This window comes from Litoribacter ruber (assembly GCF_018449405.1).
In the GTDB taxonomy this organism is placed as follows: Bacteria; Bacteroidota; Bacteroidia; order Cytophagales; family Cyclobacteriaceae; genus Litoribacter; species Litoribacter ruber.
Map to the genome: position 1 here is coordinate 28,490 of NZ_JAHCMY010000015.1, position 16,303 is coordinate 44,792.

15 protein-coding genes are annotated in these 16,303 nt (G+C 46.9%); 12 read left to right on the top strand and 3 right to left on the bottom strand.

Features of this window, described 5'->3' with window-relative positions:
• Positions 1 to 36 precede the first annotated feature (36 nt).
• The 4 genes from KI659_RS16415 to KI659_RS16430 all read left to right on the top strand — a co-directional run bounded on the left by KI659_RS16415 (position 37) and on the right by KI659_RS16430 (position 3,849).
• Complete coding sequence (locus KI659_RS16415) at positions 37 to 1,167, top strand: glycosyltransferase family protein (RefSeq protein WP_213946463.1); 1,131 nt, start codon at positions 37 to 39, stop codon at positions 1,165 to 1,167.
• The gene (locus tag KI659_RS16420; RefSeq protein WP_213946464.1) at positions 1,154 to 1,831 is read left to right on the top strand and encodes a haloacid dehalogenase-like hydrolase; all 678 of its coding nucleotides are present in this window, start codon (positions 1,154 to 1,156) and stop codon (positions 1,829 to 1,831) included. The genes KI659_RS16415 and KI659_RS16420 overlap by 14 nt, the downstream gene beginning before the upstream one ends.
• Positions 1,824 to 2,633, top strand: coding sequence for a wbuO protein (locus KI659_RS16425; RefSeq protein ID WP_213946465.1), 810 nt, complete (start codon positions 1,824 to 1,826; stop codon positions 2,631 to 2,633). Before KI659_RS16420 ends, KI659_RS16425 begins: the two co-directional genes overlap by 8 nt.
• A 64-nt stretch (positions 2,634 to 2,697) precedes the next feature.
• Positions 2,698 to 3,849 carry a hypothetical protein gene (locus tag KI659_RS16430; protein WP_317195984.1) on the top strand — a complete coding sequence of 384 codons (1,152 nt, stop codon included), beginning with the start codon at positions 2,698 to 2,700 and terminating at the stop codon, positions 3,847 to 3,849.
• Here KI659_RS16430 and KI659_RS16435 read toward each other — a convergent pair.
• Both KI659_RS16435 and KI659_RS16440 read right to left on the bottom strand, forming a co-directional pair.
• On the bottom strand, positions 3,846 to 4,022 hold the full coding sequence (locus KI659_RS16435) for a hypothetical protein (protein WP_213946467.1): 177 nt from the start codon (positions 4,020 to 4,022) through the stop codon (positions 3,846 to 3,848). The two genes, KI659_RS16430 and KI659_RS16435, sit on opposite strands and share 4 nt — an antisense overlap.
• A gap of 154 nt (positions 4,023 to 4,176) precedes the next feature.
• Positions 4,177 to 4,341 carry a hypothetical protein gene (locus tag KI659_RS16440; protein ID WP_213946468.1) on the bottom strand — a complete coding sequence of 55 codons (165 nt, stop codon included), beginning with the start codon at positions 4,339 to 4,341 and terminating at the stop codon, positions 4,177 to 4,179.
• Between the two features lie 49 nt (positions 4,342 to 4,390).
• Between KI659_RS16440 and KI659_RS16445 the strand changes: the two genes are divergently transcribed.
• The 7 genes from KI659_RS16445 (at position 4,391) to KI659_RS16475 (ending at position 11,837) form a co-directional block, all read left to right on the top strand.
• The gene (locus tag KI659_RS16445) at positions 4,391 to 5,494 is read left to right on the top strand and encodes a polysaccharide deacetylase family protein (RefSeq protein ID WP_213946469.1); all 1,104 of its coding nucleotides are present in this window, start codon (positions 4,391 to 4,393) and stop codon (positions 5,492 to 5,494) included.
• A 536-nt stretch (positions 5,495 to 6,030) separates the two neighbouring features.
• Positions 6,031 to 6,471 (top strand): DUF937 domain-containing protein, encoded by a 441-nt coding sequence (locus KI659_RS16450; protein ID WP_213946470.1) that lies wholly within the window; start codon positions 6,031 to 6,033, stop codon positions 6,469 to 6,471.
• Positions 6,472 to 6,806: 335 nt separating this feature from the next.
• On the top strand, positions 6,807 to 8,360 hold the full coding sequence (locus tag KI659_RS16455) for a helicase HerA-like domain-containing protein (RefSeq protein WP_213946471.1): 1,554 nt from the start codon (positions 6,807 to 6,809) through the stop codon (positions 8,358 to 8,360).
• A 243-nt stretch (positions 8,361 to 8,603) separates the two neighbouring features.
• Positions 8,604 to 8,978: an endonuclease domain-containing protein gene (locus tag KI659_RS16460; RefSeq protein ID WP_213946472.1), complete on the top strand. Its 375-nt coding sequence runs from the start codon at positions 8,604 to 8,606 to the stop codon at positions 8,976 to 8,978.
• Between the two features lie 230 nt (positions 8,979 to 9,208).
• On the top strand, positions 9,209 to 9,583 hold the full coding sequence (locus KI659_RS16465) for an endonuclease domain-containing protein (RefSeq protein WP_213946472.1): 375 nt from the start codon (positions 9,209 to 9,211) through the stop codon (positions 9,581 to 9,583).
• 261 nt (positions 9,584 to 9,844) lie between these two features.
• Entirely contained in the window at positions 9,845 to 10,972 is a 1,128-nt protein-coding gene (locus tag KI659_RS16470; RefSeq protein ID WP_213946473.1) for a hypothetical protein, read from the top strand.
• 226 nt (positions 10,973 to 11,198) lie between these two features.
• On the top strand, positions 11,199 to 11,837 hold the full coding sequence (locus KI659_RS16475) for an FkbM family methyltransferase (RefSeq protein ID WP_213946474.1): 639 nt from the start codon (positions 11,199 to 11,201) through the stop codon (positions 11,835 to 11,837).
• Between the two features lie 630 nt (positions 11,838 to 12,467).
• Here the strand turns inward: KI659_RS16475 and KI659_RS16480 are convergent.
• On the bottom strand, positions 12,468 to 13,403 hold the full coding sequence (locus KI659_RS16480) for a lysylphosphatidylglycerol synthase transmembrane domain-containing protein (protein ID WP_213946475.1): 936 nt from the start codon (positions 13,401 to 13,403) through the stop codon (positions 12,468 to 12,470).
• Positions 13,404 to 15,115: 1,712 nt separating this feature from the next.
• Here KI659_RS16480 and KI659_RS16485 point away from each other — a divergent pair.
• Positions 15,116 to 15,814 carry a hypothetical protein gene (locus tag KI659_RS16485; RefSeq protein ID WP_213946476.1) on the top strand — a complete coding sequence of 233 codons (699 nt, stop codon included), beginning with the start codon at positions 15,116 to 15,118 and terminating at the stop codon, positions 15,812 to 15,814.
• Positions 15,815 to 16,303: the final 489 nt, after the last annotated feature.

Below are 16,303 nucleotides of genomic sequence, written 5' to 3' on the forward strand. Positions count from 1 at the left end.
TTGTTTGTGACATGGGATGGGCCACTAGTGACCTATTTGGAAAACTTGTTTGCCCCTATTTTTTTTAAACTTATAGAGAGGTATGGGTACGAATTTCATATTATCCAATTTACTTCAGCTAATAAAGAAAGAATCAAGCAAAGAAATGAAGTATTAGCATCAAGAGGAATTCATTATCTGGGTATTCCTACTTTCCAAAAATCAGCTTTAGTAGGAATGTTGAAGGCTAAATTTCTTGATTCTTTTCGGGTTAAAAAATATGCGGAAAGGCATGGAATAGAAGTAATAATGCCCAGAGCAGTCAATGCCTATTTTATTGTAAAGGCCTTATGTCAAAATCAGAAATACAGGTTGGTCTGGGACGCAGATGGCTTTCCTTTAGAAGAGCGGGTGGATTTTGCTGGCTTATCCAAGGAGAGTTGGCGTTACAAGTATTATAAAAGAATGGAGCATCAGGCCTATTATCAAGCAGTTTCCATGATTTGCAGAACTCAAAAAGCTAAAGAAATTATTGCTCAAAATGGGAGAGTAGGATTTGATAAGGATAAAGTGTTTGTGATAAATAATGGGACTTTTGTACCGAATGAAAGTCATCCTTCGGTAATTAAACCAAAACAACTTACTTTAGTATATGCTGGGTCCTTAGGACCACAATATATGTTAGGAGAAATGCTGGAAACTTTCCAAATCATCAAAAAAACATTTCCCAATGCCCTATTTAAAATTCTTACTTTTCAAAACGAGCAAGCCAGGGATTATATTCAGCAACATTATCCGGATTTATTATCCAGTGTTGAGGTTAAGTCTGTGCCTGCGGCGAAAGTAAAGGAAGAGTTGGCAAAGGCGCATATTGGCATTTCTTTCCGCAAACCAAGTTTTTCCATGCGGGGAGTTGCTCCGATTAAAGTGGTTGAATACCTCAGTGCAGGGCTGCCTGTGATTTATAATCCTGGAATTGGAGATTTGGATGAGCTTTTGGGGACTCAGGAATTTAGCTTATCCTTAGATCCGATGAAAGCTAAAGATCCTGAAGGTTTGGGTCTATGGATTAAAAAACTTTTGGATCAGGATAGAAGAGACCAAGTTGTCAAATTTGCTGAAGAACATTTTTCTTTGGAGAGATCAGCATCCAAATATCACCAAGCTTTGCAATATGGAGAAGGATAAGGAGGAAATGTATATTTTTGATGTGTGCGGTACGCTGTATCATTCTAATACTACTTATGACTTTTTAAAATATTTCTTTTTAAGGAATAATTATGTTAACTATATGAAAATTAGCCTCCTTCTTTCGATTCCTGTAAAAGTGTTTATAGTAGCTTTAAATAAAATTGGGTGGAACTTGCCCCTGAGGAGTTATTTGGTTGGGTTATTAGAAGGAACAGGGCTGAATGAAGTAGAGGTGGAAGCTGAGAAGTTTGTTAAGGAAATTTTATGCCATAGAAAAATTGATGCCGTCCATGGTATGCTTCAAGGCTCTTTATCAGAGGGAAAGAAGGTGCTTTTAGTTAGTGCTTCAATAGACCCAGTGATAAAGGCAATAGCAAAGGATTTAGGTGTTGGTTTCTTTGTTTGTTCCACATTAGAAGTCATGGAGAAGAATTTCTTCACAGGCAAATTCTCGAAAGATATAAAAGGGAATAAGGCGAATATTGCCAACGAAGGGGTAGGCATTGAATGGGGAAAGACCAGCGTATTTACAGATAATAAAGATGATATGGATTTGATTGAACGCTGTGATTCGGCTTTTGTGATTTCTAAAAAGCGAAATATTAATTTTTGGGAAAAAAAACTTAAATCTTATCCCAACAGCAAATTGATACATGTTTAGATTTATAGCTCCCTTCAATTATCTCTATTTTTCGAGGTTGAGGATAAAAGCAGAAGTTTATTCTCTCATATATATTTATCCCTTGGCTCTAGCTGTTTATTTATTTGGGTTTTACGGACAGAGCATTTCTGAGCAGGGTATCCTATTTATTTTATTGCTAGTCATGTGGATGTTGCCTTATGAAGTTGGGTATATGATTAATGACTCTATTACAGTCGATTATGAAAAATATCCTAACCGGAGAATTTCTCAAAATGACGTTAGTTTCATTAGGAAGAATCTTCCTTCAATTATGTTAATCAGATTTGGCCTCCTGGGAGCAATAGTGGGGGTAATTATGGTTACAAACCTGATGGAGTGGACCAAAATGGTTTATTGTGGAATATACCTGGCACTAGTAAGTATTGCTTTTCAATTTCATAATAGGATCAGATCAAGGTACAATGTATTAACTTACTTTGTCCTTTGTGTTTTAAAATATTGGTTCCCAGTATATTTTATACTGGGATTCGAATTTGGTTTTGAGCCATATATCATTCTGTTGTTTTCATTTCCTGTACTACGTACGATAGAACATTCCGTTAAGCCAAAGTATGAATTGTTAAATTGGCAGGCAATAATAGGACCCCTCGATACCTTCCGCGCTATTTATTACGGATCAGGCTTATTATCAGTTTTTATAGCAGGGTTTTTCTTAAAGATGAACCCCATCTGGTTATATGTTTTTACCTATTTTTTTCTATTCCGCGCGGGGATATTTCTTTTGATCAAGTCTGGAGCCTATAGGAGGGTAGTTTCTTAGTATGCTGGATATATTCTTTTCCATTTTGCTTTATATTCTGAGCTTGGTTTTTATCTCTGAGTTTGTGAAACCGAGAACGGGCGTAAGAGGCCTTAACTTTTCTATATTACTCTATCATTATCATGTCTTGATGGGCTTCTACTATGGCTGGTTTGCTTATGGTACCGATACCAGTTTTTATTGGAATCTTGGAGATAAGTTTAGACAATTCAATTTTGAGTCGTGGTTTGATGCATACGGCACACATAATTATTTTGTGTTTTTCTTAAACTATCCTTTCTCACGTGTTCTAGGACTGGATTTCTGGACAGGAACATTTCTTTATTCCAGCGTCTCTTCATGGGCATTTATCTTGTTGTTTTTAATTGGTGAGGGTTTTTTCAAAGAAAAAATAAAGATGCGGATACTGGGGATTGGCATATGGCCCGGAATCCTATTATTGCCGAGTTTACATTTTTGGTCCTCGGGCATAGGCAAGGACTCTCTGATTTTCCTCTTTATGGTAATGTTCTTCTATGGCATTAGGGATCTAAGGAAATATGTGGTTTTAGTGGCAATTAGCTCATTGTTAATCTATCACGTAAGGCCTCACATGGCCTTTGTGATTCTTTTTTCCGCCTCCATGATGTTATTATTGGACAGTAAGTTGCACTTCTCCTACAAGATTATCTTTTTCACCATTGCTGTCTTTGGATTTGTTTTAATTTATGGAGAGGTATTGAAGTTTTTGAAAATTGATGAATTGAGCACAGAGAATATTGATGCACTGTTTAATACCACAAGTGGAAATTTAAGTTATGGGCGTTCATTTGTGGATATGTCGGGGTACCCATATCCCTTAAAGGTATTTACATTTTTGTTTCGGCCTTTGTTTTTTGATGCACATAACTTCTCCAGTTTCTTAAATTCAATTGAAAATTTTATATGCTTATTTTTGGCTATTCACATTGGGATGAAAACCAATTTAATTAAAACCTATAAAAACTCTCCCAACGCCATCAAAATTATGTTAATAACATTTGTAATAGCGTCCCTGGCATTTGCTGGATCTATGAGTAATTTTGGAATTATGGTTAGGATGAAAAACATGACGTTTATTTACTTTTTGTTCTTTTTACTGTTTTCTTATTATAGTTTTTTAAAGGAACAAAAAATAAAAAAGATCATAAGGTTAATGAAAATAAAGGAAAGGTTAGAGCTGAAAAGCGCTACTTAATTAGGGTCGAATCCCTCCTCCAAAACATCCCCCAAGCCCACCTCTACGATCACAATAACCTCAACCGCATCTCCGAAGCAATCCACTGGATCCAAAACCTCCCAACCTCCCCAAACAGAATCCCCACCCCCAATACCCAATCCCTCTTCGGCCTCCAAACCTCCATTGAGCAATATGCATTTGCATTAGGGATTAATTTGGAAGTTTAGGAGGTTACTTCCCGGCGCTATCGCGCGGCGGGAGGTTTAGAAGTTTAGGGATGAAGGCAGAAGAAGGCAGATGAAGGTTGCCCCCGCATCCCCCTGGCGACGCTTTGCGCCTAAACTCCTAAACTTCCCGATCCCCGAAGGGATGATCGGGAAATAACCTCCTAAACCACCAACCATCTACTCCCCGGTCTCCCATCTTCGGTCTCCCGTCTCCCGTCTCCCGTCTTCGGTCTCCATTCTTCCATCCCCATTCTTTTTCCCCCTCTATATTTGTATTTCCCAAATTTATCCCTATTTTACCTACGTAATATAAACTTTTTCACAGGTCATATATGGATTCCTCAGGGCAATTTGTCGTTTCATTGGATTTTGAACTGCACTGGGGGCGGTTTGAGAAGGTGGCCGGCCGGAGAGCTGACCAGTACTACCGTAATACCCTGGAAAACATCCCCCATATCCTCGGGCTTTTCGAGCGATACGGTATCCGTGCCACCTGGGCAACCGTGGGCATGCTCATGGCCGAAAACGTAAAGGAGTGGCGGACCTACATGCCCGACGAACTCCCCCTATATACCAAATCCAAGTACTCCGCCTACGCCTGGTTTCTTTCCCATGACTTCCCGAAGGAATTCCTGTTTGCTCCTCAGATGGTTGAGCAAATTATTGCCGTTCCCGGCCAGGAACTGGGCAGCCATACCTTTTCCCATTATTACGGTTGCGAACCCGGTCAAACGGCCCAACAGTTTAGGGCGGACCTGCAGGCCGCCAAAAGGATTGCCATGGACAAGTTTGGCCTTGACCTCACCTCCCTGGTCTTCCCCCGCAACCAGCTCAATGAGTTTTATCTGCCCGTTTGTGCCGAGGAGGGCTTTACCTGCGTGCGGAGCAACCCCAAGGACTGGTTCTGGCAGGATACCTACCGGGAAACCTGGGCAAAAAAGGCATTCCGCACGGCAGACACCCTGTTTCCCATAGGGGGCAGGAACAGCTATGTGCCGGATTTCTGCCCCAGCCATCCGGCTTTGCCTCTTCAGCTGCCCGCCAGCCGCTTCTTCCGTCCCCACCATCCGGGCAGGGGGATTCTGAACCATTGGAGGCTTTCCCGCATCATCCTCGAAATGACCCGTGCGGCCAGGTTTGGCGAAACCTACCACCTCTGGTGGCATCCCCACAACTTTGGCCACCACCCCCAGCAAAACCTCCGCGACCTCGAGGCCATCCTCCAGCATTTCCAATTCCTCCACGAATCCTTCGCCATGCAGTCCCGCAACATGCGTGATTTCGTGGCTGAGGCACAATTGGAACCGCAAAGGACGCCAAGAAGCGAAACCTCTTTCGTCATTTCGCCTAGTCCCGAGCAGCCCCGAAAACTTTCGAGGGCGAATCGGGAACCGACCGGAGGGAGTGCTTGCCCGCCGTGGCGGGGAGAAATCTAGACACGTACAACCTTCGGTTAGCTTCGTGGTTGTCCGCTGTGCTGTTGTCCCGCCATTGGTCGGCTGCGCCTCCCCGGCTAAGTTGTCATGGTTGTCATTGTTCCATGTCAGGCCAGCCACGTTTACTGCTGAAAGTCGCTTAACGACAACATTCACGGGTTGTATTCTCGGGAAGGGTGTACATAAGTTACTTACGAATTTCCTTTGCAAGCGCAGCTTTGCAAAGACCACCGTACCTGTTCCCGTTAAAAGACCCTCATCAAATTCCCATTATGCGGCCTTCGGTCCAAGACGTGACTGACTTAAGGTGGAACAATGACAACTATGACAACCGAGTCCGCCGTGGCGGAAGGGACAACCAGTCCCGGTGAGCGGAGCGAACACGGGACGGACAACCCTGCCGGCCTTGCCTGGGCAGGCGGGAACGTCTTTTCATTCGTAAGTAATTCTCCTGCTGGGCGCGGAAATCCAAAAATAACCCACAAAACCCAAAACTTTCTCCCCCTGAATTCATTACCTATTAAACAGCTAACACTATGATATACAAATTGATACAACAAGTGAGTCCCGAGCTGCTGGGGAAATTCACCAGCCAGTTTGGGCTGAATGCCGACCAGGCGGGGAAGGCGGTGGAGACGACCAAGGAATCCCTTCAGGGTTCTGTGGTCAGTGAGTTCACCAAAGGAAATGTTGACGGGTTACTCTCGGTGCTGAACAAGGGTAGCGGGGCGGCCGGAAACACTGTTTTTGCCAACATGGCCAATAACCTGACCGGGGATTATGTCAAGAAACTGGGGCTCCCCGACGGCATTGCCGAACAGATGACAGGTTTTGCCCTGCCATTTATCCTGAATAAGTTCACCGGCCAAACCGGCGGCAAAGTGGACAAAGCCGATCTCACCAAATTGCTCGGCGGGGCTGCAATGGGTTCGGTGAAGGATAAAGTAGGAGGGTTTTTGAAAGGCTTTGGAAAGTAGGTGTGAGACTGGGAACTGAAGGGGGAAACCGCAAAGCAAACAGGTGCGAAATGGAAAAATAACCACAGAAGTGAAAAAAACCACAGAGGACCAGAGGGCACGGAGAAAAGAAGAAGTACTTGGTACATAGTACTTGGTACGACAGAACTTATAGACCGGAGACCGAAGACCGAAGACCGGGGGAAATAACCGCAGAGAAGCTGAGGGCACGGAGAAAAGGACTCCGGTAAGTAGTAAGGACAATGGAAATATTTAAAACATAAGAGGGCTAAGAACAACCTCAATGGCAAAAAGTACTTGGTACCTGGTACTTAGTACTTGGTACAACAAAAACCATGGATCAATCTCAACAATTCCATCAGCATATTCAGCAAGGCTATTCCACCAAAGGGGATTATTTTGTGATCGGAGGGGGGATGCTGGGGGGGGAGGCGGTGCCTGATACCCAGGTGAAGATCCCGCTCAAGACGCTCAACCGGCACGGACTCATCGCCGGTGCCACCGGCACGGGCAAAACCAAAACCCTTCAGGTGATCGCCGAACAGCTTTCCCTAAAAGGTGTCCCCTGTGTGCTCATGGACCTGAAAGGTGATCTTTCCGGTTTGGCCCGACCGGGAGCCAGCAACGATCATATTGTTTGGAGAAGCGGGGCTGTTGGGGTGCCTTTTGAGGCCACGGGCTTGCCGGTAGAATTTATGACTATCAGCAAGGAGAGGGGCGTAAAGCTCCGGGCCACGGTTTCCGAGTTCGGTCCCGTTTTGATTTCCCAGATCCTTGAGCTCAATGCCACCCAGCAGGGGGTGATCGCCCTGACTTTTAGGTATTGTGACACCCACCATCTTCCCCTGCTGGATTTGCGCGACCTCAAAAAGGTGCTTCAATATGTTATCAATGAGGGTAAAGAGGAAATCACAAAGGAATACGGCGCGGTCTCGGGCGCCACGGTGAATACCATCATGCGCAAGATCATTGAGCTGGAGCAGCACGGTGCGGAGGAGTTTTTCGGGGAACGATCCTTTGAGGTGGAGGATTTTGTGCGTGTCAGGGATGGAAAAGGGGTTTTGTCCATCATCAGGCTGACCGATATACAGAACCGGCGGAAGCTTTTTTCCACTTTTATGCTGAGTCTGCTTTCCGAAATATATGAGACCTTTCCCGAGGTGGGAGACCAGGACAAACCAAGGCTTTGTCTGTTTATTGATGAGGCCCATTTGGTGTTTGCCCATGCCTCCAGGGACCTTGTCCAGATGATTGAGTCCATCGTCAAACTCATCCGCTCCAAGGGGGTGGGGGTGTTTTTCTGTACCCAGTCCCCGACGGATGTGCCCGATTCGGTGCTGGGGCAGCTTGGCCTGAAGGTACAGCATTCCCTTCGGGCTTTTACGGCCAAGGACAGGAAAGCCATCACCAAAACGGCGGAAAACTATCCGATTTCTGCCTTTTACGACACCAAGGATATCCTCACGGCCATGGGCACGGGGGAGGCCCTGATTACGGCCCTGAGTGAAAAAGGCCACCCGGCACCCCTGGTGCATACGCTTTTGCGGGCGCCTGTTTCCAGGATGGACATTCTCTCTGATGGGGAAATAGAGGAGGAGGTAAGGAATTCGGAACTTGTGGGCAAATACAACCAGTCTCTGGACCGTGAAAGCGCCAAAGAAATCCTGGACCAAAAGATCCTCCGTGCCGAGGAGGCCGCCCAAAGAGAGAAGGAGCAACAGCAGAGCCAGCCCCAGCCGTCCCGGTCCCAGCCCAGCAGCTCCCGGCCAAAGAAGAAAGAATCCATGGCCGAGCAGATCAGCAAAAACACCATGGTTCGGCAGATCGGAAGAACCATTTTCAGGGAGCTGACCAGGAGTTTTATGGGTACCCTGACCGGGAAGAAATAAATGTAGTGGTTGCCCTCTTTATGGGCCACCGTAAACAACTCCCCCTTTGAGGGGGCACCGTAAATAACTCCCCCTTGGAAGGGGGGCAGGGGGGATGTGTAACGGTAATAAAGTGGATTATTATTCTCGTCCCGACATCCCCCTTAATCCCCTGCCGATCCACTGCGCTACTCGGGACTGTAGCTTCGAAGGGGGAATTGAGTGCGGCTGAGAGAATTGTTCTCGGAAGTAAACTTTTTAAATATGAAAAATAGAATTCTTCCCTACAACCCGAAACTTAAAGCCCTGGCAAGAGAGCTCAGAAAGAACAGTACTTTGTCCGAGGTACTGCTCTGGATCCAGATTAAGAACAAAGCGTTGGGCGTGGAATTCCACCGACAGGTTCCCATTGATAATTTCATAGTGGATTTTTATTGCCATGAATTAATGTTGGCAATAGAAATAGATGGAAATACTCACGAATATGAGGAAGTGGCTGTAAATGATACCCGAAGACAGCGGATCTTGGAAATGATGGGAGTAAGGTTCCTAAGGTTGAATGATTCCTTTGTAAAAAGGGATATGAATGCTTGCCTGGATATTATTTGGAATAAAATTGAAGAATTGCATGGAAGGTAATGTCCTTGCTCCCCCCCGTAAACAACTCCCCCTTTGAGGGGGCACCGTAAATAACTCCCCCTTGGAAGGGGGGCAGGGGGGATGTGTAACGGTAATAAAGTGGATTATTATTCTCGTCCCGACATCCCCCTTAATCCCCTGCCGATCCACTGCGCTACTCGGGACTGTAGCTTCGAAGGGGGAATTGAGTGCGGCTGAGAGAATTGTTCTCGGAAGTAAACTTTTTAAATATGAAAAATAGAATTCTTCCCTACAACCCGAAACTTAAAGCCCTGGCAAGAGAGCTCAGAAAGAACAGTACTTTGTCCGAGGTACTGCTCTGGATCCAGATTAAGAACAAAGCGTTGGGCGTGGAATTCCACCGACAGGTTCCCATTGATAATTTCATAGTGGATTTTTATTGCCATGAATTAATGTTGGCAATAGAAATAGATGGAAATACTCACGAATATGAGGAAGTGGCTGTAAATGATACCCGAAGACAGCGGATCTTGGAAATGATGGGAGTAAGGTTCCTAAGGTTGAATGATTCCTTTGTAAAAAGGGATATGAATGCTTGCCTGGATATTATTTGGAATAAAATTGAAGAATTGCATGGAAGGTAATGTCCTTGCTCCCCCCCGTAAACAACTCCCCCTTTGAGGGGGCACCGTAAATAACTCCCCCTTGGAAGGGGGGCAGGGGGGATGTGTAACGGGGATAAAGATCCTCGTCCCGACATCCCCCTAACCCCCTTTAAAGGGGGAATTGTTCACGTCTCGACATCCCCCTTAATCCCTCCCGATCCACTGCGCTACTCGGGACTGTAGCTTCGAAGGGGGCATTATATCCGTGAAACATCCGACAATTTTTCCCTATAATTGTACATGATTGAACCCCTAATCATAGCGCTTGCCTATGGGCGCACCACCTATACCAACCACTCCCGCCCGCAGCAGGAGCGGAGGGTGCTGCATGCTTTGATGGGGTATCATCTGGTGTTTACCTTCGTTTTCACCTACTTCATCCTGAAGCACGGCGGGGATGCCCTGGCCTACTGGCAGCTCAGCACCAACGTGATGGATGCCCCAAGCGAACGCTGGATGGACTATTTCGGGCTGAGCACCAGGTTTGTGCAATGGCTCAACTTCTGGCCCCACCACTGGGGCTGGTCCTTTCTGGGGATGAATCTTATTTACGGGCTCATGGGTTTTAGGGGGGTGAAACTGCTTTACCTGGCCCTGTTCCAGAGCCCAATCCCAAATGACAAACCGGGCAGCTTCCTTTCCCGAAACTGGTGGCTGGTCCTCTTCCTACCCAACATGCACTTCTGGACTGCCGGGCTCAGCAAGGAGGCCCTGACTTTGTTGGGTTTGGGCTGGGTGTTTTTTGGCTTGAGGTTTTGGAAGAGCTCCGGCTGGCAATTACCCCTCGCCCTAGGCTTCCTGTTTCTTGCCCGACCGCATATAGGTTTCCTGATGGCAGGGCTGGTTTTCCTGTTCTTCCTCCTGGAACCTACCCTTGACCGGCGCTGGAAAACCGGGATTGCAGGGGTAGGGGTGTTGGGGCTGGGATTGCTATATCCCATTTTGACAAGCTACCTCGTGATCGAGGATTTCAGCTGGTCCTCATTGAAAACTCTGATGGACTTCCAACTTGATTTCCTGCACGGGGCCGAAGTGGGTTCCGCTGTGGACATGCAGCAATACAACCTCCTGCAGCGCCTCGGAACCTACCTTTTCCGTCCCCTGTTTTTTGATGCCTACAACCTGCAGACCTATTTGGCCTCTGTGGAGAATTTGCTTTTTGTTGGGCTGAGCGGGTATGGCATGTACACCTGGAAAAAATCAGGTTTCCCCTCCATTCCCCCCATCTACTGGATCGCCCTGCTCTTCTTCCTCACCACCACCTTCCTCTTCGCCAATTCCCTGGGCAATCTGGGCATCATGATGCGCATGAAGAGTTTTTGTGTGGTGTTTTATTTGAGCTGTATACAATTTAGGCTTAAGGTTTAAGGTTTATGGTTTAAGGCTTATGGTTTATAGATCCTAGCGACGCCAAGGGATACGGGGTGGCAACTTTCAGCTACCTAAACTCCTAACCCTCCCGCCGCGCGCCAGCGCCGGGATTAACCTTCTACACTACGGAGTAAAACGTCCTATGTACTTCTATTTGGCGCTTACCAAAATTTCCGGTATATTAAAAGATTAATTCATTCCCAAAATTTAGCCAACAATCACCATGACCGGACTATTGAAACGTAGAGTCCTTAACAAAGCCGCCTTTTGGATAAGTTACATCAAACTCATACCTATACTAAGAAAAGTGAACCAATTTTCTTTGGTAATTGACTGTGGGGCAAATGTAGGGGATATCAGTGCGCTGTTTTTGAAGAAAGAAGCCTCAGTCATTGCCTTCGAACCAGACCCCATCGCCTATAAAATGCTGCAAACCCGATTTAAGGATGAAAAAAATATGCAGTTGATCAATAAGGCAGTTGACCATCAAAACAGCGTGGCCAAGCTATATTTTCATATGCACCAACAGGAAAGTGGCAATTCAGCTTTTACCGTCAGTTCCTCCATCATTGGGGATAAGAAAAATATTAACCTACAAGACAGCATTGAGATAGAAACAGTCGATCTGGACAGTTTTATTTCCAATTTGGATCAGCCGGTGGATATTCTTAAAATGGATGTGGAGGGTGCCGAGATTGAAATCCTGCACAAGCTTATCCAAAATGAAACTTACAAAAAAATAGGTATTCTTTTAGTGGAAACCCACGAAACCAAAATCCCCGGACACATAGATAAAGTAGCTGAGCTAAAAGCGACCATTAGAAGGCTGAAAATTGATAACATCAAGCTTAACTGGGTGTAAAGGCCTGTTTCCGGTTAGGAGTTCTCCTCAAATTCCCGTTGACCATTACTTTTCTCGTGTTGTCTGCCCCGAGGGGCGCCTTCACCTCGCCCTTCTCGTCTTTTCGCCTAGTCCCGAGCAGCCCCGAAAACTTTCGAGGGCGAATCGGGAACCGACCGGAGGGAGCGGAGGAATCTAGATACGTTACACCAACGGTGAGCGACGTGGTTGTCCGCTGCGCTGTTGTCCCGCCGTTGGTCGGCTCCGCCTCCTCGGCTAGGTTGTCATGGTTGTCATGGTTCTACCTATTTACAGTCACGGGCGGGATGAGAGCCGTTTGACGACAACATTCACGGTTTGGATTCTCGGGACGGGTGTACGTAAGTTACTCTCAGTACACACGAAGGTCCTTTTCGAGGCGCAGCCTCGAAAAGATCACCGTACCTGTTCCCATTAAGCGGCCTTCATTTCAAGACGTGACTGACCTAAGGTGGAACAATGACAACAATGACAACTGATTCCGCGAAGCGGAAGAGACAACCAGTCCCGGTGAGCAGAGTTTACCTCCCGGGGGAGGCGAACTCGGGACGGACAACCACGCAGCTCTTACGCAGGTAATCTCCTGCCGGGCGCGGAACCACCACCACCCCCCTAGGTATGGATACTCTGTGCGGTCTCCACATCCGTCTCCTTCTTCGGGGTGGCTTTGAGAAACGCACCCGAAAAAGACACCAACGCGGTGATGGCAAAAAACAGCAAGCTGAAACTCACCCCGATTCCCTTGTCAAGGGCCAAGACTTGGTAACTTGCGATAAAGACCATCTCACGTACGCCTATGCCGCCGAAAGTAATCGGTACAATGGTGGCAATAGAGGCCAGCATGAATAGGGCCTGGTATTCAAGAATTTGGTTTTCCACTCCCAAGCTCCTCAGAAGAAAATAAGTACAGACCAGCTGCATGTTTTGCGTCAAAAGGGAGAGGGCTGAGGTTTTGTAGAGGTTCTTGTGATACCCGGGGAAAAGCTTTTTGGTGATGATGATATAGCCCGGATAGGCTAGAATGAGCAGAATCAGGCCGTAAACTTCAAATTCGTTGAAAATCATCCGGATGGAACTGATATAGGAAAGCACCAGGGCCAGGAATATAAGGGCCACCAGACCGCTGATGCGGTCAAAGAGTACGGAGCTGACTAGTTTTTTGACGGGCTTTTGACTTTCCTTGTTCAGGAGGTAAACCTTGTATCCGTCCCCGCCCACACCGCCGGGAAGGTAGAGGTTGTGGAACATGCCGATCAGGTAAAGGCGGAAGTTGTAGATATGGGAAAGGTGCACGTCGATTTCCCGGAAGAAATACTTCAGTCTGACCGCCGAGACCACCTTGGATAGCACGAAGAAGAGCAGCGCCAGGAGAAGGTACCCCGGATGGGCCTTGGTGATGGCCACCGCCACCTCGCCCAGATCCACCTTGGTGGACACCAGCCACATGGCCAGCCCCGTCACGGCCAGCTTGACTATCAGCTTCAATTTGTTCTTTACCTGTTCACTCACCTTTATTTGCTTCTTTTTCTCAATTTTGGTCGTGGGCAAAGTTATACTTTTTACCGTGTTTTTACTTCATTATTCATTATTCATCATTCTCAATTCTCCATTCATCATTCTCCATTCTCAATTCTTAATTCTTAATTTCAACCCGTGGCTGCCCTTAGCCATGTTCGTACTTCTAACTTCGTACTTACGAATGGGTACCAAGTACTAGGTACCAAGTACCAAGTACACCACAGCAGGACAATTCGCTTTGCGGAGCAGATTTGGGGCTTTTCTGTTATTCACCGTTCTTGTTTTCGTATCTCTCCTTCGGAGCTTCACTCCTCAGATGGGGTATCAATTAACTCCGCAGTTTAGAAGGTTATTTCCCGATCATCCCTGCGGGGATCGGGAGGTTTAGGGGTTTAGCGCGAGTCGACGCAACACCACATACAACCTTTCAGGTCTTCCTGATTTTTTCATCGGACCTGAAAGGTTTTTACCGTGGATTATTCATCATTCATCATTTAATTCCGTGACTGACCCTGACCGATGTTCACTTCGTACCTCGTACTTCTAACTTCGTACTTACGAATGGGTACCAAGTACTTGGTACCAAGTACTAGGTACCAAGTACCAAGTACACCGCAGGACAATACGTTTTGCGGGGAAGATTGGGGGCTTTTCTGTTATTCACCGTTCTTGTTTTCGTATCCCTCCTTCGGAGCTTCGCTCCTCAGATGGGGTATCAGTGTAACGAGAATTTACTTCATCATTCCCGCCCCGGCGGGCAAGCATCATTCTCCATTCTCAATTCTTAATTCTTAATTCTTAATTTCAACCCGTGGCTGCCCTGCCATGTTCGTACTTCTAACTTCGTACTTACGAATGGGTACCAAGTACTAGGTACCAAGTACCAAGTACACCGCAGGACAATACGCTTTGCGGGGAAGATTGGGGGCTTTTCTGTTATTCACCGTTCTTGTTTTCGTATCCCTCCTTCGGAGCTTCGCTCCTCAGATGGGGTATCAGTGTAACGAGAATTTACTTCATCATTCCCGCCCCGGCGGGCAAGCATCATTCTCCATTCTCAATTCTTAATTCTTAATTCTTAATTTCAACCCGTGGCTGCCCTGCCATGTTCGTACTTCTAACTTCGTACTTACGAATGGGTACCAAGTACTAGGTACCAAGTACCAAGTACACCGCAGGACAATACGCTTTGCGGGGAAGATTGGGGGCTTTTCTGTTATTCACCGTTCTTGTTTTCGTATCCCTCCTTCGGAGCTTCGCTCCTCAGATGGGGTATCAGTGTAACGAGAATTTACTTCATCATTCCCGCCCCGGCGGGCAAGCATCATTCTCCATTCTCAATTCTTAATTCTTAATTCTTAATTTCAACCCGTGGCTGCCCTGCCATGTTCGTACTTCTAACTTCGTACTTACGAATGGGTACCAAGTACTAGGTACCAAGTACCAAGTACACCGCAGGACAATACGCTTTGCGGGGAAGATTGGGGGCTTTTCTGTTATTCACCGTTCTTGTTTTCGTATCCCTCCTTCGGAGCTTCGCTCCTCAGATGGGGTATCAGTGTAACGAGAATTTACTTCATCATTCCCGCCCCGGCGGGCAAGCATCATTCATCATTCAACATTCATCATTTAATTCCGTGACTGACCCGATGCTGTTGTACTGTACTTGGTACCTGGTACTTTGTACTTAGTACCCAAATTCCTTAGCCCAATTTTTGATACATATGCTTAAAGAACTCAATATGAAAAGCATGATTGGTGTATTTATGTTATTGGCAGCAGTGGGCTGCACGGAGACTCCCGTGCCGGAGGGGGAGGAGAGGATGGAACTGAATTATACTTTTGAACAGGACATGGAGGGTTGGCAGGGCGGCTTTTCCGACCTGCCTACCGAGGGACAGGATATCTATGAACTCGATTACGGCCACCGACCGCTTCCCGAGGAAACGGGCCAGCAGGGTAATGCCCTCTTCATTCAGGGGCACAACAGGAGCGATGACCTTTTCATGTTTTTCAAACGCCAAATCAACGGCCTCCAGCCCAACACCCAATATGAGGTGAGCTTTGAAATCGAACTCGCCAGCCAGTATCCCGAGGAGTCTTTCGGAATTGGGGGCAGTCCAGGCGGATCGGTCTTCCTCAAGGCCGGGGCGGTAAACTATGAGCCCCTCGCCGAACCCGATGCCGACGGTTACCTCCAGATGAATCTCGACAAAGGCAACCAGGCCGCCGATGGCGCGGATATGTACGACATGGGGACGGTAGGCATAGAAGGGGAGGAGTTTGCCTACACCCTCATCTCCCGCCAAAACATCAACCGCCCTTTGCGTGTCAATACGGACGATCAAGGTTCCCTATGGCTTATTTTTGGTACTGATTCTGGGTTTGAAGGCCTCACGGAGCTGTATTATAATTCCGTTAAGGTGAATGTGAAAAAGTGAGGATTAAGGTGAGGGTGTCCGCGCCCAGCAGGAGCTTACCTGCGTAAGTGCGGCGTGCCCGCCTGCCCAGGCAAGGCCGGCAGGGTTGTCCGTCCCGAGTTCGCTCCGCTCACCGGGACTGGTTGTCTCTTCCGCTTCGCGGAATCAGTTGTCATTGTTGTCATTGTTCTATCTATTTTCAGTCACGGGCGGGTTGAAGGTACCTTAACGGAAACATTTACGAGCATCTTTGCAAAGCTGCGCTTAGCAAAGGACCTTCGGCAGAACCGAGAATTACTTACGTTAATCCTTACCGATAGCACAGCCGTGATTGTTGTCGTTAATGGACTTTCAGCTGTTCCCGTTAAGATGCTCTCAGTAATGAACGTGGCTGACCTGACACGGAACAATGACAACCACGACAACGGTCCCGGACCTGCGTAGCAGGGCCACGGGACGGACAACCATGACAACCACGTAACAACTTACGTACAACCACGTTGCTAAAGT